The organism is Marinibacterium profundimaris, from assembly GCF_002210095.1.
GTDB lineage: Bacteria > Pseudomonadota > Alphaproteobacteria > Rhodobacterales > Rhodobacteraceae > Marinibacterium > Marinibacterium profundimaris.
This window is the reverse complement of sequence record NZ_AQQR01000003.1, coordinates 90,255-112,595: the sequence shown is the minus strand read 5'-3', so window position 1 is coordinate 112,595 and position 22,341 is coordinate 90,255. Positions and strand designations below refer to the sequence as shown.

Sequence of the window (22,341 nt, the reverse complement as noted above, 5' to 3'; positions counted from 1 at the left end):
TTGCAATAGACGGGCAATTCTTGTTGGCATTCGGTAAGATGGGCTTCGCGGAAGGCGAACGCGATTCGCGGGGCCTGATCGGGGCAGGAACGAATGAAAACCGCACGGACGCAAGGTGACGGGCATGAGTGACATCGACGAATTGCAGGGGCGGATCGTGGCCGCCATGCAGCGGATCCGCAGTGGCCTGGGCGAGCTGGGACCCATTGTCGAGGTCCCCGATCCCGCGATTGCGCAGGCGCTGGAAACCGCTCTTGAAGAAGAACGGCTGGCCAATGCCCAGCTGGAAGAGCGCATGCGCAGCCTGATTGACCGCCATGCCGGCGAGGTCGACGCGCTGAAGCGCGAGGTCGAGGCGCAGTCGCTTGCGATGGCCCGTCTGGACATGGACATGCAGCGCCTGCGCCAGGCCAACGACCAGCTGCGCGACAGCAACGCAAAGCTGCGCGCGGCGAACGAGGAGGGCGTCGGCGCGCCGGAGTTGATCAACAAGGCGATGCTGGCCGAGCTGGAGGCGCTGCGCGCCACCCGCGCGACCGAGACGGCCGAGGCCGGGGCGATCCTGGCCAGGCTGCAGCCGCTGCTGGCCGCCGCGGCGGATCCGGCCGGGGATGAGCCGAGTGAAGAGCCCCTCAGCGGGGAGGAGACCTGATGCCCGAGGTGACGATCCAGATTGGCGGACGCAGCTTCGCCGTGGCCTGCCAGGAAGGCGAAGAGAGCTATCTGCATTCCGCCGCGTCCATGCTGGACGAGGAGGCGCAGGTCCTCGCGCAGCAGATCGGCCGGATGCCGGAAGAGCGGATGCTGCTGATGGCGGGGCTGATGCTGGCCGACAAGACGGCGGCGGTCGAGGATCGCATCAAGGAGGTCGAGGCGACGCTGGCCGAACGCGACGCCGAGCTGGCGGCCCTGAAAGACCTGCCGCCGCCCGAGCCGGAGCGGATCGAGGTGCCCGTCGTGCCGTCGAGCGTGACCGACACGCTTGCGGAACTTGCCGCCCAGGCCGAGGCCCTTGCGGCAGAGGTCGAGGAGAAATCCGTGGCGGACCCGGCTGCAAGCGACGACGAGGCGCCCCGGGGCTGATCCGCGCGGCCGCGCCTTTGAAGATCCTGGGCCGTTGTCCGGCATATTCGTCGTTGTGGGGGCAGGGGGACGGCGCTGGTGCGCCGGCAGGTTTCCGGCAGCTCAGGGTGGTTTCTGCGCATTCCCACCGACGGAAATGCCAGGCTGCCGCGTTTGAAGGGGACAAAACCTTCAAACAGGAGCAGACCCATGAAAACGCTTTTGATCGCATCCCAGGCGCTTGCCGTCTCGGCGGCCGCGGCCTTTGCACAGAGCGCACCCGACACCGAGGCGCCCGCCGCGCCGCCGGCCCAGGGCATGCAGGAGGACGCGCCGGGTATGGGCCACCGCGGTGACGGGATGGGCCATGGATCCCGCTCTGGGCCTGGCATGAAGGGTCACGGGATGATGGGACAGATGGGCGAGGGGCGCACCGGACCCGGCATGCAGGGGCATGGCATGATGGGCCAGATGGGCGGCGGCATGATGGGTATGGCGCCCGGCTATGTCATGGTTCCGGGCTACGTGATGGTGCCGGGCTATGTGCCGATGATGCCCATGATGCCGATGATGCCGGGCATGGCGCCGCAGATGCATCACGGGATGATGCAGCAGGGTCATGGCGACGGTCATGGCACGCCGGATCGGAAAGGCTACGGCCATGACGGCGACCGCAAGGGGTGGCACGGCGAACGGGACCACGGCGACCGTCGCGGAGGTTTCCGCCAGCCGCCGTTCATCAGCGAGCTGATGGAGGACGGAGAACTGTCGCGCGCGGAATTCGATGCCAAGGCGGACCAGATCTTTGAGCGGCTGGATGCAAATGGCGACGGGGTCATCACCCGCGAGGAGCTGCCGCGCTTCGGTCGCCACTGGGGCATGGCGGACGGCGAGGGCGCCGCATCCGGTGCAAGCACGGACGCCGCCGCGCCGGAGAGCACGCCCGACAGCACGGATCCCACGGCGGGCGGCTCCGGCAACTGAGATCCGGGGATCGCCCCCGGATGCAAAAAGGCTCCCGGGATGACCGGGAGCCTTTTCTGTTGGATCAGCGGCGACGCCTCAGGCGTTGGCTTCGCGGATCTTGTTTGCGGCGTCCTTGTCATAGGCCACGCCGTTTTCCTCGAAGAGCGTGTCCAGCTCCCCGGACAGCGTCATCTCGGTGATGATGTCGCAGCCGCCGACGAATTCGCCCTTTACGTAGAGCTGCGGGATCGTGGGCCAGTCGGAATACTCCTTGATGCCCTGACGGATCTCTTCGTCGGCAAGCACGTTCACGTCGGTGAAATCGATACCCATGTAGTTCAGGACTCCGGCCACGCGGCTGGAGAAACCACACTGGGGCATCGACTTGGTGCCTTTCATGTAAAGCACCACGTCATTGGATTTGACGGTTTCGTCGATGCGGGTCTTGGCGTCGGTCATCGGTGATGCATCCTCGGTGCTGGGTTGCGCATGGCGCGTCTCGGTAACTTCCCTCGACACATAAGACCCAATCAGGGCCGGGGCAACCATGCTGCCAAACGCAACCGACGCGGTGCGGCCTACTTGCTCTGCGGTTCGGGCAGATCGTAGCTGGGCGCCGTGGTGTCGATCGGGTAGCGCGAGCGCAGGTTGTTCGAGGCGCCGTGGATTCGCCAGCGCCGGTACTCCAGCCAGGCGGCGCGCAGGAAGACGGCGACGAATGGCAGCAGCAGTACGATGACGATCAGATGTGTCTCTCCGCCTGCCATGGCCTTGGCTGCGGTAAATGGACCTTCGGACGTGTTCATTGACCCTCCTGTCGGTGGCTCATTGATACACAAGGTCGGGTGAATCGGGCTCTATTGCAACACTTAAGTGAATATTTGCTCACCAAGCCGGCTCACGCAGCGTCATGCAGCCGCGGCCGGGCGAAACTGCCCGGCGAGCGGGTGGGATCCGGCGATTCTCCACATGTCCGCGCGGCTTTCGGACCTGCAGGGCAGGGGCGGCGAAAGGTTGCCGTGCCGGGCCCATCCGGGCCCGCGCGACGACTATGGTCCAAGGGACGGTGGTCTAAAGGACAGTCCCGGGCTCAGGCCGGCGCCTTGGTCGTCAGGGCGAGGGCGTGCAATTCGCCCTGCGCACCGTCCATCTTGCCCTTCAGCGCGGCATAGACGGCACGCTGCTGCTGCACCCGGTTCTTGCCGCGAAAGCTTTCGTCGATGACCTCGGCCGCGTAGTGATTTCCGTCGCCGGCAAGGTCGGTGATGGTGATCTTTGCCTCGGGAAAGCTCTCCCGGATCAGCGCTTCGATTTCATGGGCTTGCATGGCCATGGATGCGGTCTCCCTGCTCGGAGTGGGACTTTAGGACGGGGCCCGTCCCGGCGCAAGGCGCGGGGGCGGGCCGGTGAGGATAGGGCGCAGAAGGGCGTGACCCGAGCATCCCGGGCACGTCACGCGATCCCTGCGGCCGGGGATACAGCGCCTTAGCCGAGCGCCTCTGCGAAAGCGCCACGGTAGAGGGCGGAGAGCTCTTGGAGCGGGGCCTCCGCCTTGCCGAAGCGAACGGTATCGCCGGTGAACTTGCCCACGGTGGCGATCTTCACCCCGGCCTGACCGGCGCGGATCATCAGCTCTTCGGCGCAATCCCAGTTGCAGGCGATCAGATAGCGCGCCTGGTCCTCGCCAAAGAGCGTCGGCGTCGCGTCGTCGTCAAGCTGCACGCCCACGCCGCTGGCCTCGGCGATCTCGAAGGCCGCCATTGCCAGCCCGCCGTCGCTGAGGTCGGTGCAGGCGCGGATCAGCGAGACGTTGTCGCGGATGAACTCGCCGTTGCGCTTCTCGGCCTCCAGGTCCACGGCAGGCGGCGTGCCGTCCTCGCGGTTGAAGACCTCGGCCAGAAGGGCGGAGCGGCCCAAGTGACCGGTGCTTTCGCCGACCATGATCGCCAGGTGGCCTTCGCGGGCCGTGCCTTCGATCAGCTGGTCCGACGACGGGATCAGCCCGACCGCCCCGATCGTCGGCGTCGGCAGGATCGGCTCTCCGTCGGTCTCGTTGTAAAGCGAGACGTTGCCCGACACGATCGGCATGTCGAGCGCGGAACAGGCCGCGCCGATGCCCTGGATGGCGCCGACGAACTGGCCCATGATCTCGGGCTTTTCGGGGTTGCCGAAGTTCATGTTGTCGGTGCTGGCCAGCGGCCGCGCGCCCACGGAGCAGAGGTTGCGGTAGGCTTCGGCAACGGCCTGCTTGCCGCCCTCGACCGGGTCGGCCACCACGTAGCGGGGTGTCACGTCCGAGGTGAAGGCCAAGAGCTTGTCGGTACCATGAACCCGGATCACCCCGGCACCCAGGCCCGGGTTGCGCACCGTGTCGGCCATGACCATGCTGTCGTATTGTTCATAGACCCATTGCTTGGCCGCGTAGTTCGGGCTGCCGATCAGGCCCTTGAGCCCGTCGATCGGGTCGATCTGCGGCACGTCGGCCATCGGCTCGGGCGGCTCGGACGCCTCCCACGGGCGGTCGTATTCCGGAGCCTCGCCCGACAGCGCCTTCAGCGGCAGGTCGGCCTTCATCTCTCCGCCATGCATGATGACGAAGCGGTCCTCGGGGATCGTCTCGCCCACGATGGCGAAATCCAGGTCCCACTTGTCGAAGACGGCCTTGGCCACGGCCTCCTTCTCGGGGCGCAGCACCATGAGCATGCGCTCCTGGCTTTCCGACAGCATCATCTCGTAGGCGGTCATCGCGGTCTCGCGCGTCGGCACCTTGTCGAGGTCGAGCTTGATGCCAAGGTTGCCCTTGTCGCCCATCTCGACCGCCGAACAGGTCAGGCCAGCCGCGCCCATGTCCTGGATCGAGATCACCGCGCCGGTGGCCATCAGCTCCAGGCAGGCCTCCATCAGGCGCTTCTCGGTGAAAGGGTCGCCGACCTGCACGGTGGGGCGCTTCTCTTCGATGGTATCGTCGAATTCGGCCGAGGCCATGGTGGCCCCGCCGACACCGTCGCGGCCGGTCTTGGCGCCGAGGTAGACCACCGGCATACCGACACCGGAGGCGGCGGAATAGAAAATGCTGTCGGTCTCGGCGATGCCGGCGGCAAAGGCGTTCACGAGGCAGTTGCCGTTGTACGCGGAATGGAATCGCACCTCGCCGCCCACGGTCGGCACGCCGAAGGCATTGCCGTAGCCGCCGACACCGGCCACCACGCCGGAGACCAGCGTCTTCGTCCGGGGATGCGACGGCTCACCGAAGCTGAGCGAGTTCATCGCGGCGACGGGCCGTGCGCCCATGGTGAAGACATCGCGCAGGATGCCCCCGACGCCGGTGGCCGCCCCCTGGTAGGGTTCGATGTAGGAGGGGTGGTTGTGGCTTTCCATCTTGAAGACCACGGCCTGGCCATCGCCGATATCGACGATTCCGGCATTTTCGCCCGGTCCGCAGATCACCTGCGGCCCCTCGGTCGGCAGCGTCCGAAGCCATTTCTTCGATGACTTGTAGGAGCAATGCTCGTTCCACATTGCCGAGAAGATCCCGAGCTCGGTGAAATTGGGCTCTCGATTGAGGATTCGCAGGATGTCCGCGTATTCCTCGGGCTTGAGCCCATGAGCTTCGATCAGTTCCGGCGTGATGGCGGGCTCCGACATGGCGCGCGCTTCCTTTGTCCCATTCCCGTTGGTCTGGTCCTTTACCGAAGCGTTGGCCAAGGTGAAAGCCTTTCGCGCGAAAGCCTCCCGCCGAAGCAAGGAGGCTTGTGCGCCGGGCCTACGGGACAGGCAGGGCCTGTCCCGATCCGATCCGGTTGGTCAGCAGCTTTAAGTCGCGATTCCGGCCGCTGTTCAGTTGCCGGACTGCTGGGCGCCGTTGGCGTCGATCCAGCTGCGCAGTTGATCTGCGGTCCAAAGCACTTCCAGCTGGCCGGTCGACTTCCAGCGGTCGTCCAGCATGAAGCGCCAGCCGGCGTAATCCGAGATGAAGGAATCGTCGAAATTGACGAGGATCATGCGGCTGCCATTGACGTCGGTGGTTGCCTCGCCGACGACGCCGATGCGGATACCGTCCGAGGTGTAGACAGGGTTGCCAATGAACTCGAGTGTCTTTTCATAACTGCTTTCGGTCGATCCGGCTGTGTCCTCGGACACCACCTGGGCGGTTGCGCCCGCTGCCATGCCGAGTGCCAAGATAGAAGTCATAACAAGGCGTTGCATTGTCTTTCCCCTTCGGTGCTTTTCTCGAAGTATAACTCGAAAGACCTGATTTGGTTGCACAAATTTTTTAATAAATCCAAATCGCTCGGGGCGCGCAGGAGGCGGGGCGGGTTAAGTGACCTTACGTAAACGAAAATTCCCGCTTTATGCCCTGATCTTGAGGGGCAGCCGGACCGTGAACCAGCATAACTTATGCCAATGAGGCGGACGGGGATGGTGGGGGCGGTGGCCGGGACTGAGCGGTCCGGAGACTCTGTCCGCGCCGCCGGTGGAGGCGCGGACGAGGGTATTTGGGCGCCGGGGCGATCCGGAGAATCGGGCGGGCTTATTTCTCGCCCTGGTTTTCCTGCTGCTGGATCGCGGCACCCGCGGCGGCGGCGATCGCCGCCTGGTCGTCCTCGGTCAGGTGTTCGTCATCCCGTGCGGGAATTGCGACGCGCACCTCGCGGCGGGCAAATTCGATCCCGGCCTCTTTGAAGTAGTCCTTCACGCGGTTGTAAATCTCCTTGCGGATCGTGAACTGAGTGCCGGGCTTGGCCATGAACTTGCCCCGGATCACCATGCCGACATCGTCGAAATCGAACACGCCCTGGCTCTTGAACGGCTCGAGGAAGTCGTCCTTGTAGAGCGGGTCGGACAGCATCTCGGCGCCGATCCTCTTGAAGATCTTCTTCACCTTGTTGGGATCGGTGTCGAAGGGCACGGTGAATTTCAGCTTCATGATGACCCAGTCGCGGCTGAAGTTCGTCAGCTTCTGGATCTCGCCATAGGGGATCGTGTGCACGGGCCCGCGATGGTGGCGCAGCTGGAAAGAGCGGATCGAGATCTTCTCGACCGTACCGGTGGTGCCGCCGCCGACATCCACATATTCGCCGACGCGGAAGGCGTCGTCGATCAGGAAGAAGATCCCCGACACCACGTCCGACACCAGTTTCTGCGCGCCGAAGCCGATGGCCAGACCCAGGATCCCGGCCGAGGCCAGAAGCGGCGTCGTGTCGATCCCGAGCGAGCCGATGGCCAGCAGGGCGAAGACGACGATGATCGCGACCTGAACGGCGGCCAGCACCAGCGGGAGCACCGTCGTCAGCCGCGAACGGCCCGCGCCACCGCCTTCGCCGCCGCTCTCCGTCTCGGCCGGGCTGGCCATGGACGTCTGCTCGCGGGCGAGCCTGCGGTTGACCCAGAGCGCGGCCAGTTCGAAGGCGATGTAGCCCACGGCACAGGTCATCACGAATTCGATCAGGTCGGCGCCAAAGCTTTCCTGGCCGGTCAGCTTGATGTTCCAGATGTCGCGGATGATCATCGCCACCACGGCCACCAGGATGACACGGCCGATGCGGATATAGCTGCGCTTGGTCGCCTCGTGGGCCTGTTCGGCCACCGGACCCTCGCCGATCATCGGCGGAACCAGGTGCCGGGTCAGCCCGCGGATCATCGTGTCGAGAAGCGGTGCCACCAGCAGCCAGAACATCGTCTTGTAATGCGCGCCGCCCAGCAGCATCGTGACCTGGTTCATGCCGATCAGGGTGTTGACGATGATCCACATGATCACCGCGACCGTGATCGCGTACCAGGGATAGGCGCGCGAGATCATCCGCTCGTACCGCGTCGGGTTTTCAACGTCGCCCAGCATCATGCCCTGCAGCGCCTCGCGGGCCTGAAGGGCGATGATGATGATGTAGACATAGACCGCGCTGTCGAACCAGAAGCCGATGCGGGTCTGGCCGGCATGGACGCCGAAGAGCGCGTTGAAGTCCACGACGAAGATCGTCAGCCCGCCCAGCAGGACGAGACCGACGATGTTGCGCTTCAGATAGGTGGCCCAGTGGTCGTTGACCGCCAGCAGGCGCTTGTCCGGCCGACTGGGGGCCAGCACGAAGCGGGCCACGGCGGCAGCCAGGCGCGGCATCCAGATCAGGTAGGTCACGAAGGGCGCGGCGAAGGTGATCTGTTCGGGGGTCAGGATCAGGCGACCCATGATGCGCGTCACAAGGTAGAAGGCGGCCAGCCCGATGATCTCGCGGATGAAGCGGCGGGCCAGGAACTTGACCGTCTCCAGCAGGTTGTCCTCGGTCCCGGCATCGGCCTCGGGCGCCTTCTGCCAGCGCTTGAACTGCATGGCGACGAGTTTCTCGGCCCCGTAGGCGACGCCCAGGATGACCGCCATCAGCAGGAACATCAGCAGCGCGCCCCCGACACCGTAGGTCGAGAAGAAGCCGCCGATGGCCCGGCCCTGACCGGAGATCAGCACGGGCAGGCGCTGAACGGCGGTCGTGATGGAACTGCTGAAGGCCTGCCAGCCCACGAAGACGTCATGGGTGAATGTGTCCGGCTCTGTGGTGCCCGATTGCTCCTGAGCGACCGCGTCGAGCCGGTCCAGCAGCATGCCGCGCACCTGGTCGTCCGACATCCGCGCCACCATGGCCTGCACCGCGTCGGGTGTCAGCGGATCGGGCAGGGCGGGGGGCGCAGAGGACGCCCCCGAGGACGACGCCGTGGAGGCAGTGCCTGGCACCATCTGGGCCTGGGCGCCGACTGCAGCGGTGAGCACCGCGCAGGCGATCGTCAATATTCGGAACAGGGATAGCATGGATGACCACCTTGGGTACGCTGGATCGTTAACAATCGCGCTTACCGTATCAACACTTCGGCCTGCCGCAACAAGACCCGCGGCGCAGGGCCGGATTTGCCAATGTCTGTGTGAAAGTAGCGACGTTTGACGCCATTGTTGCCGTCCACGCCCGGCGCCTGCCGCAGGTCTGTCACGGCCCTTGCACCGGCCTGCCATATTGCGCCGCCGCGCGCGCCATGGACCGGCTGCGGGCCGGCGTTGACGCAAGGTGAGTCGCGCCGCCGCGCGCCTTGGGGAGCCGTGCGGGACCGAGCCCCGATGTCCCCCGGCGGGCGCAGCGCCAAAAAAAAGGCCGAGCACTAAGCTCGGCCGAAGTCCAACAGGGAGGTATGAAGATGCTGCTCAGGTGAGCGTTAGCACCTTCAACTGCGCATTTAGGGGGCGCGCCGCGAACGATCAAGTGTGAACGAACGAATCGAGTTCAAGCCTGTCATGCGCTCATTGCATGGCTCGCGGCCGCCCTCGGCCCCGGATCGGCCCGCGCGAAGCCTAAGCATTTGATATCGGGGCATGCCGCGTGGATCGGTCCCTTGGACCGAACAGGCGCGGGCAGAGTGAGGGACGGGGAAGGTCAGGCCACAGCTCTGGCTCCCACCCGTGGGTGTGACGCAAATGCAACGTGGCTGGTGACCCCGGCGCGCGGGGACTCAGACCTGTTCGAGCTCGCGCAGCTGCTTGCGGTGGGCCATGACCTCGTCCTGGATGAAGTCGCGGAAGGCGGCGATGCGCTGGGAATGGCGCAGTTCCTCGGGGTAGGCGAGGAAGGTCGGCACCGGTGCCGATTCGATATCGGGCAGCACCCGGACCATCGCGGGGAAGTCCTGCGCCAGGTAATCGGGCAACACGCCGATCCCCAGGTTGTTCAGCACGGCCTGCAACACGCCGAAGTAGTTGTTCACCGTCAGCAGGGAGCGCGGGTTGAACGTCATCAGGTGCTGCGTCAGCAGCGCGCCGGCGGCCACCTGGGCGGACCGCGTGTTCTGCGAGATCAGCCGGTGTTCGGAGATATCGGCGATATCCTCCGGCTCGCCCTCGCGATCCAGGTAATCGCGCGACGCATAAAGCCGCATCTGCACGTTCATCAGCTTCTTGCGGATCAGGTCGGCCTGCGAAGGCTCCTTCATGCGGATCGCCACGTCGGCCTCGCGCATGGGCAGGTCGAGCACGCGCTCTTCCAGCATCAGATCGACCTTCAGGTTCGGGTATTTCTCGTAGAGTTTGGGCAGGCGCGGGGCCAGCCAGAGCGTGCCGAACCCGGTCGTGGTGGTCACGCGCAGCTCGCCAAAGACCTCTTCCTCGCTGTCGCGGATCCGCGCGGCGGCGGCCTCAAGGCGCTTGGACATCGACCGGGTCGCGTCGAACAGCAATTCACCCTGTTCGGTCAGGATCAGCCCCCGCGCATGGCGGTGGAACAAGATCGCGCCCAGGCTTTCCTCGAGCGCGCGGATCTGGCGGCTGACCGCAGATTGCGACAGGTTGAGCTTGTCCCCGGCATGGGTCAGGCTGCCGGCGTCCGCCACCGCGTGAAAAATTCTCAGCTTGTCCCAGTCCATACCGCCGCTCACATCTACACGAGACCGTGTCGCCGATCATCGTACCTATGGTTTAAGATACCCTTGTACAGGGTGCTTTAATAGAAAACACTGTTCAGGTCAGTATAGTTGACCTAACATTGGTCTCGCTTGATGAATAAATGACCCGGACGGGAGGAGCCAGATGACTCACCAAAAGATTTCCCTCAACGACCGGTTCGACCTCGAAAAAAGCCCGGTGTTGCTGAATGGCACACAGGCCTTGGTCCGGCTGATGATGATGCAGAAGGCGCGTGACAGGGCGGCGGGACATAACACCGCAGGCCTCGTTACCGGTTACCGTGGCTCGCCGCTGGGCGCCGTGGACATGCAGATGCTCCGCGCCGCCAAGCCGTTGGCCGCGTATGACATCACCTTCCAGGCGGGCATGAACGAGGATCTCGCCGCCACCGCGCTCTGGGGCAGCCAGCAGGCCGCCCTGCGTGGCGAGAACAAGTTCGATGGCGTCTTTGGCCTTTGGTACGGCAAAGGGCCGGGCGTGGACCGGTCGGGCGACGCGATGAAACATGCCAACATGGCCGGCACCGCGCCGCTGGGTGGCGTGCTGATGGCCATGGGCGATGACCATACCGGCGAAAGTTCGACCGTGCTGCACCAGTCGGAATGGGCGATGCTGGATGCCTATATTCCGGTCGTCAGCCCCGCCGGCGTGCAGGAGATCCTGGATTACGGCATCTACGGCATCGCGCTGTCGCGCTTCGCCGGTCTCTGGGTCGGCCTGAAGACGATGAAGGACACGATCGAGACGACCGCCGTCGTCGATGGCAGGCCCGATCGGGTGCAATTGGTCACGCCGCCGTTCGACATGCCCCCGGGCGGGCTGAACATCCGCCTGCAGGACACGCCCGCCGATCAGGAAACGCGCATGATCGACCACAAGCGTTTTGCGGCCGAGGCGTTTTCCCGCGCCAACGGCATGGACAAGCGCATGTGGGGCAAGCCCGGCGCCAAGATCGGCTTTGTCGCCGCGGGCAAGAACTGGCTGGATCTTGTCCATGCCATGTCGCTGCTCAACATCGACGAGAACGAGGCCGAGCGCCTGGGCATCTCGCTTTACAAGGTCGGCCAGACCTTCCCGCTGGACATGAAGGGCTTCCACGACTGGGCCGAGGGGCTCGACCTGATCGTCGTGGTGGAAGAGAAGCGCAAGCTGATCGAGGTGCAGATCAAGGAGGCGATCTTTGACGACCGCCGCGGCCGCCGCGTCTATGGCTGGTACAAGGGCGGTTCGGGCGCGATGCACCGCGAAGAGCTGTTCCCGACCCGTGGCGCGCTGGATCCGATCCTGATCGCGCAGAAACTGGGTGACATCCTCGTGGAAGAGGGGCGCGAGACCGAAGGCATCAAGGCCGGCATCCGCGCGCTGGAAGAGGCGCGGCGCAACGACAACGCGCAGGAAATCGCCAACCGGGTGCCGTATTTCTGCGCCGGCTGCCCGCACAACACCTCGACCAAGGTGCCCGACGGGTCGCGCGCCTATGCCGGGATCGGCTGTCACTACATGGCGCAGTGGATGGACCGCGAGACACTGGGGTTCACCCACATGGGGGCCGAGGGCGCGAACTGGATCGGCGAGGCGCCGTTCTCGACCACCAAGCACGTGTTCCAGAACCTGGGCGACGGGACCTACAACCATTCCGGCATCCAGGCGATCCGCGCGGCCAAGGCTGCCGGGACCAACATCACCTACAAGATCCTCTACAACGACGCCGTTGCCATGACGGGCGGCCAGGCGAACGAGGGCGGGCTGTCGCCCCAGCGCATCGTCGACGAGGTCCGCGCCATGGGCGTGAAGGAGGTGGTCGTCGTCTATGACGAGAAGGAGGATGTCGACAAGTCGACCTTCCCCAAGGGGCTCGAATTCCACGAACGCGCCGAGATGGAGAGCGTCCAGAAGCGCCTGCGCGAGGTCGAGGGCGTGTCCGTCATCGTCTATATCCAGACCTGCGCAGCCGAGAAGCGGCGCCGCCGCAAACGGGGCAACTTCGCCGATCCGGACAAGCGCGTCTTCATCAACACCGATGTCTGCGAGGGCTGCGGCGATTGCGGGGTTCAGTCGAACTGTGTCGCGATCGTCCCGAAAGAGACGGAACTCGGTCGCAAGCGGGCCATCGACCAGTCGGCCTGCAACAAGGACTTCTCGTGCCTCAAGGGGTTCTGCCCCTCCTTCGTGACACTGGAAGGCGCCAAGGTGCGCAAGGAGGCCACGACCGAGCTGACGCTGCCCGACATGCCGGACCCGGTGCTGCCCACGATCGACGGCACCTGGAACGTGGTGATCACCGGCGTCGGCGGCACCGGCGTGGTGACCATCGGCGCCGTGATGGCGCAGGCGGCACAGATCGACGGCAAGGGCGCCGGCATGATGGAGATGGCCGGCCTCGCCCAGAAGGGCGGCGCGGTGCATATCCATTGCCGCATTGGTGAAAAGCCCGAAGATATTAGCGCCATCCGGGTCGCCACGGGCGAGGCGGACGCGCTGATCGGCGGCGACCTGGTGGTCAGCGCCGGGGCCAAGACGCTGGGGCTGACGCGGCCCGGCCGCACCGGCGCCGTCGTCAACAGCCACGAAATCATTACCGGCGATTTCACCCGCAACACCGAATTCTCTCTGCCGTCGGACCGGCTTGCCCTGGCGCTGGAGGCACGGATGAAGGAGCGGCTGTCGCTTTTCGATGCCTCGGACCTGGCCAAGACGGTGCTGGGCGATTCCATCTATTCCAACATGATGGTGTTCGGCGCCGCATGGCAGCAGGGTCTTGTGCCGCTGTCGCATGAGGCGATCATGGAAGCGGTGGAGCTGAACGGCGCCGCGGTGGAGCGCAACAAGCGCGCCTTCGAGATCGGTCGCTGGGCGGTGCTGAACCCGCAGGAGGCGAAGGACATCCTGACCGACAAGGTGGTCGAGATGCCGAAATCGCTCGAAGACCGGATCGCCTTCCGCGCCGATCATCTGGTGAAGTACCAGTCCAGGCGGCTGGCGAAACGCTACCGCGACATGGTCGACGGGATCGAGGACAAGGGCCTGAAGGAGGCCGTGGCGCTCGGCTATCACAAGCTGCTGGCCTACAAGGACGAATACGAGGTCGCGCGCCTGCTGCTGGACACCCGGAGCAAGGCCGAGGCCGAATTCGGCGGCGCGTTCCGCATGACCTACCACATGGCGCCGCCGGTGCTGTCGAAGGAGGGCGACGACGGCCGTCCGGCCAAGCGCCAGTTCGGCGAATGGATGCGGGTGCCGCTGCGGATGCTGACCTGGATGAAGATCCTGCGCGGCGGGCCTCTGGACATCTTCGGCCGCAGCGACGAACGCCGCATGGAACGGGCGCTGATCGCGCAATACGAAAGCGACATGGCCGAATTCCTGCCCCATGTGACCCCCGCTACCCGCGACGCGGTCGAAGCGCTGGCCCGGCTGCCGCTTGAGATCCGCGGCTTCGGCCCGGTCAAGCTGGCCAACGAGCAGAAGGCCGCAAAACGGCGCGAAGAGCTGCTGGCCGCCATCCGCTCCGGCGGGCCGGACATGAAGAGTGCGGCGGAATAGGGACTGTCGCAGCGTAAGCGAAGGCAGTAGATTGAACCCCTGACCGATGTATCGGTCAGGAGGTTCACGGAGAGACAGATGCCGTCGCGTCGTCACGTTGTTCGCGATATCACCTACGCGAATTCGGCCGCCACCAAGTCCGGCCGCGCCATGATCCGCATCATGGAAAACACCACAGGGCGCATGCGCCTGATCCGCCGAGCCGACGGGTATGAAGCGGATGTCGCGGCGGGGCGGGATTTCTGGGGCGTGATGGTCGACCGCTACGGGCTGACGCTGGACGTGATCGGCGGATCGCTCGATCACATCCCCCGGACCGGGCCGCTGATCCTGATCGCCAACCATCCCTACGGGATCCTCGACGGGCTGATGATGGGGCATATCCTGTCGGTCACGCGCGGCGATTTCCGCATCCTTGCGCACCGGGTCTTTCGCAAGGCCGAGGATCTGAACCGGATCATCCTGCCGATCTCGTTCGATGAGACCAAGGAGGCGGTGAAGACCAATATCGAAACCCGAAAGGAATCGCTGCGCTACCTGGGCGAGGGCGGGGCGATCGGCGTCTTTCCGGGCGGCACCGTCTCGACCGCGGCCAAGCCGTTTTCGCGGCCCATGGATCCGGGCTGGCGCGGCTTTACCGCGCGCATGGTCGCCAAGAGCGACGCGACCGTGGTGCCGATCTTCTTCGAGGGCGCCAATTCCCGGCTGTTCCAGCTGGCCAGTCACATTCACTACACGCTGCGCATGGGGCTTTTGATCAAGGAGTTCCGCAAACGGGTCGATGCGCCCGTGCGTGTGGTGATCGGGGACCCCATCGGGCGTGACCGTCTGGATCCGCTTGCAAAAGACAGCAAAGCGATGATGGATTTCCTGCGCAAATCGACGTATGAGCTTTCGCCAAGGCCGCTTCGTACCGACGAATACGGCTTTGAATTCGAAGAAAGACACCGCGCCTGATCTCTCGGGCGCACATCCCTTGGAGCCAGCTGCGAACCCCATGTCCGTCGGCATTTTCGATTCCGGCCTGGGCGGCCTGACCGTCCTTGATGCCGTCGCCAAGCGTCTGCCCGACGTGCCGTTCCTCTATTACGCGGATTCGGCCAACGCGCCGTATGGCGTGCGCGAACCCGACGATGTCTATCAGCTGACGAAAACCGCCGTGCGCTGGCTGTGGGACAATGGCTGCGACCTGGTGATCCTGGCGTGCAACACGGCCTCGGCGGCCGGTCTGCGGCGAATCCAGGAGGAAGGCGTGCCGCCGGGCAAGCGCGTGCTCGGGGTCTTCGTGCCGTTGATCGAGGCGCTGACCGAACGGCAATGGGGCGACAATTCCCCGCCGCGCGAGGTCGCCGTGAAACACGTGGCGCTGTTTGCCACGCCCGCGACCGTGCGCAGTCGGGCGTTTCAACGGGAACTGGCCTTTCGCGCCATCGGTGTCGATGTCGAGGCGCAGGCCTGCGGCGGTGTGGTCGACGCGATCGAAGAGGGCGACCTGATCCTGGCAGAGGCGCTGGTGCGGTCCCACGTGGATGCGCTGAAGCGCAAGATGCCCGAGCCCGAGGCCGCGATCCTGGGCTGCACCCATTACCCGATGCTGGAAGAGACCTTTCAGGAGGCGCTGGGGCCCAAAGTTGAGGTATTCTCGCAGGCGAACCTCGTCGCCTCCAGCCTGGCCGATTATCTGGAGCGCCATCCCAACATGCTGGGCGGGGGCGCGGCCGGCTTCGTGACCACGGGCGATCCGCGCAAGGTCAGTGACCGGGCAACACAGTTTCTCCGACGACAGATTGCCTTCACGGCGGTCTGACGCTGCCCAGAACCCCTTTCGCGACCGGCCCGGACCGGTTCATCCCCATTCGAAGTCCGAGACCATATCATGACCCATTCCATCGCCATCCTTGGCGCCTCTGGCTATACCGGCGCCGAACTTGTTCGGCTGATCGCCGGCCATCCCTCCATCGAAATCAAGGCCCTGTCGGCGGACCGCAAGGCCGGCCAGACCATGGCCGAGGTGTTCCCGCACCTGCGCCATCTGGATCTGCCCGCGCTGGTGAAGATCGAAGAGATCGACTTCGGCCAGATCGACCTGTGCTTCTGCGCGCTGCCGCACAAGACCAGCCAGGCGGTGATTTCGGCCCTGCCGCGCGACCTGAAGATTGTGGACCTTTCGGCCGATTTCCGGCTGCGCGATCCGGCGGCCTACGAGAAATGGTACGGCAATCCCCATGCCGCGCTGGAGCTTCAAAAGGAGGCCGTCTATGGCCTGACCGAGTTCTACCGCGACGAGATCCGGTCCGCGCGGCTGGTGGCCGGTACGGGCTGCAACGCGGCGGCCGGGCAATTCGCGCTGATGCCGCTGGTGAAGGCCGGGGTCATCGACCTCGACGACATCATCATGGACCTCAAGGCCGCCGTCTCGGGCGCGGGGCGGTCGCTGAAGGAGAACCTGCTGCATGCGGAACTCTCCGAAGGCTATCACGGCTATTCCATGGGTGGGACACATCGCCACCTCGGCGAGTTCGACCAGGAGTTCACCAAGGCCGCGGGCCGCGATGTGCGGGTGCAACTGACCCCGCACCTGCTTCCGGCCAACCGGGGCATCCTGATGACCTGCTACGTCAGGGGCGACGCGCAGGAGATTCATGATACGCTGGCAAAGGCTTACGCGGACGAACCTTTCGTTCTGACGCTCCCCTTCGGCGAGGCGCCCAGCACGCATCACGTGCGCGGATCGAATTTCTGCCATGTCGGCGTAGTGGCCGACCGGCTTCCGGGCCGGGCGATCGTGGTCTCGGCCATCGACAATCTCACCAAGGGGTCATCGGGTCAGGCATTGCAGAATGCGAACCTGATGTTAGGTGAGGATGAGACGTCGGGGCTGATGCTGGCCCCGATCTTCCCGTGACAACGTGAGGGACCTGTCATGAAGGGGCTGAAGAAACGGCGGCGAATCCAGCTGATCATCGGCGCTTTTGCCGCCTTGGCGCTGTCCACGGCGCTGATCGGCTATGCCCTTCGTGACGGGATCAACTACTTCCGCGCGCCCAGCCAGGTGATGGAGGAGCCGCCCGAACCGGGGGAGGTCTTTCGCCTGGGCGGGCTGGTCGAGGACGGAACGCTGGTGCGCGGCGACGGCGAGACGGTGCGCTTTGCCGTGACCGATGGGGGTGCCTCGATCCCGGTGACCTATACCGGGGTGCTGCCGGATCTCTTCGAGGAGAACCAGGGCATGATCGGGACCGGGCGTTACGTGAACGGTGTCTTTGAAGCGACTGAAATCCTTGCTAAACACGACGAAACCTACATGCCGAGGGAAGTCGTGGACGCGCTGAAGGAACAAGGCGTCTACAAGGAGCCGGGCAGCTGATCGCCTGATGCGCCGGGCCCGCTTGGATCGGGCAGGTCGTCCGGTATGGGGCAGCGCGCAACGCACGACAGCTCCACGCGCGCAACGCACGATGGCCCCGCGCGGTCTTAAGGATTTGCAGGGAACGTTCTCGCGGTTTCAAACGCGAGAGGCGGCCATGCAGACAGTGCGAGAGATTGCCGAAGAGATCGTCGCCCGCGAGGGCGGCTATGTGAACGACCCCGACGATCCCGGCGGGGCAACGAACTACGGGGTGACCATCCATACCATGCGGCGGCTGGGGCTGGACCTGACCGGCGACGGCGCGGTGGACGTGGCGGATGTGAAGGCGCTGAGCCGGGCGCAGGCGGTGGACATCTTCATCCGCCATTACTTTCAGCGCCCCCGGATCGCCGAACTGCCCCGAGAGATCCAAGCCAGCGTCTTCGACATGTATGTCAACGCGGGCGCCAACGCGGTGAAGATCCTGCAGCGGATGCTGCGCGAGATGGGCTATGCGATCACCGTCGACGGCGCGATCGGACCCCAGACCATCGGCGCGGCCGTGGATGCCGCGCATCCCGATCCCCTGGCCCTGCGTGACGCCTATGGCGTGGCGCGGCGGAACTATTACTTCCGCCTCGCCGATCAGCGCCCGGCGAGCCGTAAATACGCGCGCACCCGCGCCGGCGGCAAGGGCGGCTGGATCAAGCGGGCCGAAGAATTCCTGTCGCCCCGGTTCCACCTGAGCAGCGCGGATTTCAATCGGAGGGTCGCGGCATGGGGCTGATCGAGAGCGCGATGAGGCTGATTTTTGGCGGCGGCCGCAATGCCGTGACCGAGACGGTGGAGCTGTTCCGCGAGAATACCGACCGCGGCGCAGGGCGGGCCGCAACGGTGCAGGGGCAGGCCATGACCCAGATGGCGGCAGAGTTCCGGCCGGGACGGCGCGGTGTCTTCGACGCGGTGATGGACGGGGTGAACCGGCTGCCGCGCCCGGCGATGGCGCTGGGGACGCTTGGGCTCTTCGTGGCGGCCATGGTCGATCCGCTGTGGTTTGCCGAGCGGATGCAGGGCATCGCGCTGGTGCCCGAGCCGCTGTGGTGGCTGCTGGGGGTCATCGTGTCCTTCTATTTCGGCGCGCGGCACCAGGTGAAGGCGCAGAACTTTCAGCGCGAGATCGCCGAGACGATGACCCGCGTGCCGGAGGTGGTCGGCAACGTGGCCGCGCTGCGCCAGATGCGGGCCGGCAGCCCCGGCGTGGCCGATACCGGCCCGGATGCCGGGCTGGCGCTGGCCGCGGTGGCACCGGCCGAGAACCCCGCGCTGGAGGCGTGGAAAGCCGGTCGCGCCCGGGCGGCCTGATCCCCCGACCTGACCCTGACCCGACCCTGACATGACGCAGGCGTGACCATGCGCCCCGGGGCCGTCCGGCGGAATTCCGTTGGCGGCGCCGGGGCGTCGACTTATACCAGTGGGCATGATCACTGAACTCGGTCACTTTGCCCTCGTCCTCGCCTTCCTGGTCGCCATCGTCCAGGCCGTTGTTCCCCTGATCGGCGCCGCAAAGCGCTGGCCCGGCTGGATGGCCGTGGCGGAACCGGCGGCGACCACGCAGTTCCTGCTGACCGCGTTCAGCTTCCTGGCGCTGACCTGGGCCTTCGTGACCTCCGATTTCTCGCTGCGGCTGGTGGTGCTGAACTCGCATTCGGCCAAGCCGCTCATCTACAAGATCAGCGGCACCTGGGGGAATCACGAGGGGTCTATGCTGCTCTGGGTCCTGATCCTGACATTTTTCGGCGCCATGGCCGCTTGGTTCGGATCGAACCTGCCGCCGACGCTGCGCGCGCGGGTCCTGGCGGTGCAATCGTCGATCGCTGTGGCCTTCTTCGCTTTCATCCTTTTCACGTCGAACCCGTTCCTGCGCATGGCGGTGCCGCCCTTCGACGGGCAGGATCTGAACCCGCTGCTGCAGGACCCGGGCCTCGCCTTTCATCCGCCGTTCCTTTACCTCGGCTATGTCGGGCTTTCGATGTCCTTCAGCTTTGCCGTCGCCGCCCTGATCGAGGGTCGCGTCGATGCGGCCTGGGCACGCTGGGTCCGGCCATGGACGCTGGCGGCCTGGATCTTCCTGACCATCGGCATCGCGCTCGGCTCCTGGTGGGCCTATTACGAGCTGGGCTGGGGCGGCTTCTGGTTCTGGGACCCGGTCGAAAACGCGTCCTTCATGCCCTGGCTCTTTGCCGCGGCGCTGCTGCATTCCGCCATCGTGGTGGAAAAGCGCGAGGCGCTGAAGAGCTGGACGGTGTTGCTGGCGATCCTGGCCTTCGGTTTCTCGCTGATCGGCACTTTCATCGTGCGGTCGGGCATCATCACCTCGGTCCATGCCTTCGCCAATGACCCCGAGCGCGGGGTGTTCATCCTGGCGATCCTGGCGGCGTTCACCGGGGGCGCGCTGACGCTTTTTGCCGCGCGCGCCCAGGCGATGGAGGCCAAGGGCGTCTTTGGCATGATCAGCCGCGAAAGCGCGCTGGTGATGAACAACATCTTTCTGGCGGTCAGTTCGATGGTGATCTTCGTCGGCACCGTCTGGCCCGTGGTGGCCGAGCTGGCCTTCGACCGGAAACTGTCGGTCGGGCCGCCGTTCTTCGACATGGCCTTCACGCCGTTCGTCATCGCGCTGGCGGTGATCCTGCCGGTGGGCTCGATGCTGCCGTGGAAGCGGGGGTCCCTGGCGAAGACCATGCTGCCGCTCTGGCCGGTGCTGGGCCTGTCGGTGGCTCTGGCCGGGCTGGCCTATGCGATGACCACGGGTGAAAGCGCCGTCGGCCCGCTGGGTGTCCTGCTGGGCGTCTGGGTCTTCGGCGGGGCGCTGGTGGACCTTTGGCGGCGCACAGGGCGCGGCACGGGGCGGCTGCGTCGTCTGCGGCGGTTGCCGGGGGCGGATTGGGGCAAGGCAGTGGCGCACGCCGGGCTCGGCATCACGATCTTCGCCATCTGCGCGCTGGTCGCCTGGCAACAGGAAGACATCCGCGTGGCGCAGCCGGGCGAGCCCTTTACCGTTGGGCGGTACGACCTGATCCTGCATGACGTGACATCGGCGCGAGGCCCGAACTACCTGTCCACGGTGGGCGAGATTCATGTCTTCCGCAACGGGGAGGAGATCACGCGGCTGTTCCCGGAGAAGCGCAACTATCCGGTGGCGCGCATGCCCACGACGGAGGCGGCGATCGACTACCGCTTCCTGCGCGATCTCTACGTGGTGATCGGCGACGCGCAGGCCGGCGGCGGTTGGACCGTGCGGACCTATATCAAGCCCTTCGCCAACTGGATCTGGGGCGGCTGCATCATCATGGCGCTCGGCGGGTTGCTGAGCCTGACGGACCGGCGGTTCCGGGTGGCGGCGGGCGCACGGAAGGCGCCGGCGGCCGGGGTGCCGGCGGAATGAGGGCACTGCGCTGGATCTGTATCGCGCTGGCGCTGCTGACGGCGCTGCCGGCGGCGGCGGTGCAACCCGACGAGGTGCTGGACGATCCGGTTCTGGAAGAGCGCGCACGCGAGATTTCCAAGGGTCTGCGGTGCCTGGTGTGCCGGAACGAGAATATTGACGAATCCAATGCCGACCTGGCACGCGACCTGCGCCTGCTGGTTCGCGAACGTCTGGTCGAGGGGGATAGCGATGACGAGGTCGTGGCCTTCGTCACCGACCGCTATGGTGAATATGTCCTGCTGAAGCCGCTGACGACCGGGTCGAACTGGCTGCTTTGGGCGGCGGGGCCCATCATGTTCCTGCTGGCGCTCGCGACCGGTCTTGTGTTCCTGCGTGGCCGGGCGCGGGCGGCGGCTCCGCAAGAGGCCGGGCTGAACGCGGCCGAAGAAGCGCGGCTGCAGGCGATCCTGGACGAGGACGGCCGCGCCGGCCGCTGAGCCCTGCGACGGGACCTGAGGTCCGGAGGCGGGCCCGCAAGGGTCCGATGACGGGCGCGCGATCCTGACGCCGCGTTCCGCTGGCAATGCCTGCCCCCACCGATCACGATGCGCCGCGACAGGGACGGAGACCTTCCATGGACTATACCACCATCACGCTTCAGATCCGCGACGCCATCGCCGTGATCACGCTGAACCGGCCGGACAAGTACAATGCGCTGACTGGCCAGATGCGCGCCGAGCTGACCCACGCCGTGCGCCATGCCCCGCAGGAGGGCGCGCGCGTGCTGGTGATGACCGGCGCGGGCAAGGCCTTCTGCTCGGGCCAGGACCTTGGCGACCGCGCCAACGCGGCCAACCCCGATCTTGAACGCACCCTGCGCGAGGAATATGCCCCGCTGATCCTGGCCATCACTGACTGCCCTTTGCCCGTGATCGCCGCGGTGAATGGCCCGGCCGCCGGCGCGGGGGCGAACCTTGCCCTGGCCGCCGACGTGGTGATCGCGGCCGAGAGCGCCTATTTCCTTCAGGCCTTCACCCGCATCGGCCTGATTCCCGACGCCGGCGGGACCTGGGTCCTGCCGCGCCAGGCCGGGTTCGCGCGGGCCATGGGGGCCTCGCTGTTTGCAGAGAAGATCCCGGCGCGCCAGGCCGAGGCCTGGGGGATGATCTGGGAAGCGGTGGAGGATGACGCCTTCGACAGTCACTGGAAGTCCCGCGCCGCGCAGCTCGCCCAGGGACCGACAGAGGCCTACAAGGCGGTCAAGGCCGCGATCCGGCAGAGCTTCGAGAACGATCTGGAGACGCAGCTTTCGGTGGAGGCGCGACTGCAGGGGGGCTGTGGCAAGACCCGGGACTTCCAGGAAGGCGTGCTGGCGTTCCTGGAAAAGCGGCCGGCGACGTTCGAAGGGCGGTAACCGGGGCAGGGGCTCTGCCCCTCTGCGCCTGCGGCGCATTCACCCCGGAGGTATTTGGGCCAAGAAGAAGACCGGGGCGTCGTGGGCGGTTTCAGAGGACCGGTATCAGATGACATGAAAAAGGCGCCCGGGTGGGGCGCCTTTTCTTT

The 22,341-nt window shown here is 65.7% G+C and carries 20 protein-coding genes; 13 read left to right on the top strand and 7 right to left on the bottom strand.

The window, feature by feature from the left end:
* Window positions 1–124: 124 nt before the first annotated feature.
* From ATO3_RS08760 to ATO3_RS08750, 3 genes are all read left to right on the top strand, one after another.
* On the top strand, window positions 125–652 hold the full coding sequence (locus ATO3_RS08760; RefSeq protein ID WP_088649476.1) for a hypothetical protein: 528 nt from the start codon (window positions 125–127) through the stop codon (window positions 650–652).
* Window positions 652–1,083 carry a cell division protein ZapA gene (locus ATO3_RS08755; RefSeq protein WP_088649475.1) on the top strand — a complete coding sequence of 144 codons (432 nt, stop codon included), beginning with the start codon at window positions 652–654 and terminating at the stop codon, window positions 1,081–1,083. The genes ATO3_RS08760 and ATO3_RS08755 overlap by 1 nt, the downstream gene beginning before the upstream one ends.
* A 189-nt stretch (window positions 1,084–1,272) precedes the next feature.
* The gene (locus ATO3_RS08750; protein WP_088649474.1) at window positions 1,273–2,046 is read left to right on the top strand and encodes an EF-hand domain-containing protein; all 774 of its coding nucleotides are present in this window, start codon (window positions 1,273–1,275) and stop codon (window positions 2,044–2,046) included.
* 78 nt (window positions 2,047–2,124) lie between these two features.
* Here the strand turns inward: ATO3_RS08750 and grxD are convergent, their stop codons facing one another.
* The 7 genes from grxD to ATO3_RS08710 form a co-directional block, all read right to left on the bottom strand.
* Window positions 2,125–2,487, bottom strand: a complete 363-nt coding sequence (grxD, locus tag ATO3_RS08745) for a Grx4 family monothiol glutaredoxin (RefSeq protein WP_088649473.1) — start codon at window positions 2,485–2,487, stop codon at window positions 2,125–2,127.
* 119 nt (window positions 2,488–2,606) lie between these two features.
* Window positions 2,607–2,834 (bottom strand): hypothetical protein, encoded by a 228-nt coding sequence (locus ATO3_RS08740; RefSeq protein ID WP_088649472.1) that lies wholly within the window; start codon window positions 2,832–2,834, stop codon window positions 2,607–2,609.
* Window positions 2,835–3,118: 284 nt separating this feature from the next.
* A complete protein-coding gene (locus ATO3_RS08735; protein ID WP_088649471.1) occupies window positions 3,119–3,361 on the bottom strand; it encodes a BolA/IbaG family iron-sulfur metabolism protein in 243 nt (80 codons plus the stop codon).
* 152 nt (window positions 3,362–3,513) lie between these two features.
* Entirely contained in the window at window positions 3,514–5,673 is a 2,160-nt protein-coding gene (gene purL / locus ATO3_RS08730; protein WP_088649470.1) for a phosphoribosylformylglycinamidine synthase subunit PurL, read from the bottom strand.
* Window positions 5,674–5,865: 192 nt separating this feature from the next.
* A complete protein-coding gene (locus ATO3_RS08720; RefSeq protein ID WP_143747249.1) occupies window positions 5,866–6,234 on the bottom strand; it encodes a hypothetical protein in 369 nt (122 codons plus the stop codon).
* A 325-nt stretch (window positions 6,235–6,559) separates the two neighbouring features.
* Entirely contained in the window at window positions 6,560–8,824 is a 2,265-nt protein-coding gene (locus tag ATO3_RS08715) for a mechanosensitive ion channel family protein (RefSeq protein ID WP_088649467.1), read from the bottom strand.
* A gap of 689 nt (window positions 8,825–9,513) precedes the next feature.
* Window positions 9,514–10,419: a LysR family transcriptional regulator gene (locus ATO3_RS08710; protein WP_088649466.1), complete on the bottom strand. Its 906-nt coding sequence runs from the start codon at window positions 10,417–10,419 to the stop codon at window positions 9,514–9,516.
* A gap of 163 nt (window positions 10,420–10,582) precedes the next feature.
* Between ATO3_RS08710 and ATO3_RS08705 the strand changes: the two genes are divergently transcribed.
* The 10 genes from ATO3_RS08705 to ATO3_RS08660 all read left to right on the top strand — a co-directional run bounded on the left by ATO3_RS08705 (window position 10,583) and on the right by ATO3_RS08660 (window position 22,192).
* On the top strand, window positions 10,583–14,002 hold the full coding sequence (locus ATO3_RS08705) for an indolepyruvate ferredoxin oxidoreductase family protein (RefSeq protein WP_088649465.1): 3,420 nt from the start codon (window positions 10,583–10,585) through the stop codon (window positions 14,000–14,002).
* A 78-nt stretch (window positions 14,003–14,080) separates the two neighbouring features.
* On the top strand, window positions 14,081–14,959 hold the full coding sequence (locus ATO3_RS08700; protein WP_088649464.1) for a lysophospholipid acyltransferase family protein: 879 nt from the start codon (window positions 14,081–14,083) through the stop codon (window positions 14,957–14,959).
* A 40-nt stretch (window positions 14,960–14,999) separates the two neighbouring features.
* On the top strand, window positions 15,000–15,809 hold the full coding sequence (gene murI / locus ATO3_RS08695; protein WP_088649463.1) for a glutamate racemase: 810 nt from the start codon (window positions 15,000–15,002) through the stop codon (window positions 15,807–15,809).
* A gap of 69 nt (window positions 15,810–15,878) precedes the next feature.
* Window positions 15,879–16,907 (top strand): N-acetyl-gamma-glutamyl-phosphate reductase, encoded by a 1,029-nt coding sequence (gene argC, locus ATO3_RS08690; RefSeq protein ID WP_088649462.1) that lies wholly within the window; start codon window positions 15,879–15,881, stop codon window positions 16,905–16,907.
* A gap of 18 nt (window positions 16,908–16,925) precedes the next feature.
* On the top strand, window positions 16,926–17,369 hold the full coding sequence (gene ccmE / locus ATO3_RS08685; RefSeq protein WP_088649461.1) for a cytochrome c maturation protein CcmE: 444 nt from the start codon (window positions 16,926–16,928) through the stop codon (window positions 17,367–17,369).
* Window positions 17,370–17,526: 157 nt separating this feature from the next.
* On the top strand, window positions 17,527–18,138 hold the full coding sequence (locus ATO3_RS08680) for a holin-associated N-acetylmuramidase (RefSeq protein ID WP_088649460.1): 612 nt from the start codon (window positions 17,527–17,529) through the stop codon (window positions 18,136–18,138).
* Complete coding sequence (locus ATO3_RS08675; protein WP_088649459.1) at window positions 18,129–18,713, top strand: holin family protein; 585 nt, start codon at window positions 18,129–18,131, stop codon at window positions 18,711–18,713. The genes ATO3_RS08680 and ATO3_RS08675 overlap by 10 nt, the downstream gene beginning before the upstream one ends.
* A 115-nt stretch (window positions 18,714–18,828) precedes the next feature.
* Window positions 18,829–20,796: a heme lyase CcmF/NrfE family subunit gene (locus ATO3_RS08670; protein WP_088649458.1), complete on the top strand. Its 1,968-nt coding sequence runs from the start codon at window positions 18,829–18,831 to the stop codon at window positions 20,794–20,796.
* Window positions 20,793–21,275: a cytochrome c-type biogenesis protein gene (locus ATO3_RS08665; protein ID WP_088649457.1), complete on the top strand. Its 483-nt coding sequence runs from the start codon at window positions 20,793–20,795 to the stop codon at window positions 21,273–21,275. The genes ATO3_RS08670 and ATO3_RS08665 overlap by 4 nt, the downstream gene beginning before the upstream one ends.
* Before the next feature lie 137 nt (window positions 21,276–21,412).
* Window positions 21,413–22,192, top strand: coding sequence for an enoyl-CoA hydratase-related protein (locus ATO3_RS08660; protein WP_088649456.1), 780 nt, complete (start codon window positions 21,413–21,415; stop codon window positions 22,190–22,192).
* The last annotated feature ends 149 nt before the right edge of the window (window positions 22,193–22,341 follow it).

Excerpts from the sequence above, each read along its gene's own strand:
- ATO3_RS08760 (WP_088649476.1), top strand. The coding sequence starts at position 125 with ATGAGTGACATCGACGAATTGCAGGGGCGGATCGTGGCCGCCATGCAG.
- ATO3_RS08755 (WP_088649475.1), top strand. The coding sequence starts at position 652 with ATGCCCGAGGTGACGATCCAGATTGGCGGACGCAGCTTCGCCGTGGCC.
- ATO3_RS08750 (WP_088649474.1), top strand. The coding sequence starts at position 1,273 with ATGAAAACGCTTTTGATCGCATCCCAGGCGCTTGCCGTCTCGGCGGCC.
- grxD (WP_088649473.1), bottom strand. The coding sequence starts at position 2,487 with ATGACCGACGCCAAGACCCGCATCGACGAAACCGTCAAATCCAATGAC.
- ATO3_RS08740 (WP_088649472.1), bottom strand. The coding sequence starts at position 2,834 with ATGAACACGTCCGAAGGTCCATTTACCGCAGCCAAGGCCATGGCAGGC.
- ATO3_RS08735 (WP_088649471.1), bottom strand. The coding sequence starts at position 3,361 with ATGGCCATGCAAGCCCATGAAATCGAAGCGCTGATCCGGGAGAGCTTT.
- purL (WP_088649470.1), bottom strand. The coding sequence starts at position 5,673 with ATGTCGGAGCCCGCCATCACGCCGGAACTGATCGAAGCTCATGGGCTC.
- ATO3_RS08720 (WP_143747249.1), bottom strand. The coding sequence starts at position 6,234 with ATGCAACGCCTTGTTATGACTTCTATCTTGGCACTCGGCATGGCAGCG.
- ATO3_RS08715 (WP_088649467.1), bottom strand. The coding sequence starts at position 8,824 with ATGCTATCCCTGTTCCGAATATTGACGATCGCCTGCGCGGTGCTCACC.
- ATO3_RS08710 (WP_088649466.1), bottom strand. The coding sequence starts at position 10,419 with ATGGACTGGGACAAGCTGAGAATTTTTCACGCGGTGGCGGACGCCGGC.
- ATO3_RS08705 (WP_088649465.1), top strand. The coding sequence starts at position 10,583 with ATGACTCACCAAAAGATTTCCCTCAACGACCGGTTCGACCTCGAAAAA.
- ATO3_RS08700 (WP_088649464.1), top strand. The coding sequence starts at position 14,081 with ATGCCGTCGCGTCGTCACGTTGTTCGCGATATCACCTACGCGAATTCG.
- murI (WP_088649463.1), top strand. The coding sequence starts at position 15,000 with ATGTCCGTCGGCATTTTCGATTCCGGCCTGGGCGGCCTGACCGTCCTT.
- argC (WP_088649462.1), top strand. The coding sequence starts at position 15,879 with ATGACCCATTCCATCGCCATCCTTGGCGCCTCTGGCTATACCGGCGCC.
- ccmE (WP_088649461.1), top strand. The coding sequence starts at position 16,926 with ATGAAGGGGCTGAAGAAACGGCGGCGAATCCAGCTGATCATCGGCGCT.
- ATO3_RS08680 (WP_088649460.1), top strand. The coding sequence starts at position 17,527 with ATGCAGACAGTGCGAGAGATTGCCGAAGAGATCGTCGCCCGCGAGGGC.
- ATO3_RS08675 (WP_088649459.1), top strand. The coding sequence starts at position 18,129 with ATGGGGCTGATCGAGAGCGCGATGAGGCTGATTTTTGGCGGCGGCCGC.
- ATO3_RS08670 (WP_088649458.1), top strand. The coding sequence starts at position 18,829 with ATGATCACTGAACTCGGTCACTTTGCCCTCGTCCTCGCCTTCCTGGTC.
- ATO3_RS08665 (WP_088649457.1), top strand. The coding sequence starts at position 20,793 with ATGAGGGCACTGCGCTGGATCTGTATCGCGCTGGCGCTGCTGACGGCG.
- ATO3_RS08660 (WP_088649456.1), top strand. The coding sequence starts at position 21,413 with ATGGACTATACCACCATCACGCTTCAGATCCGCGACGCCATCGCCGTG.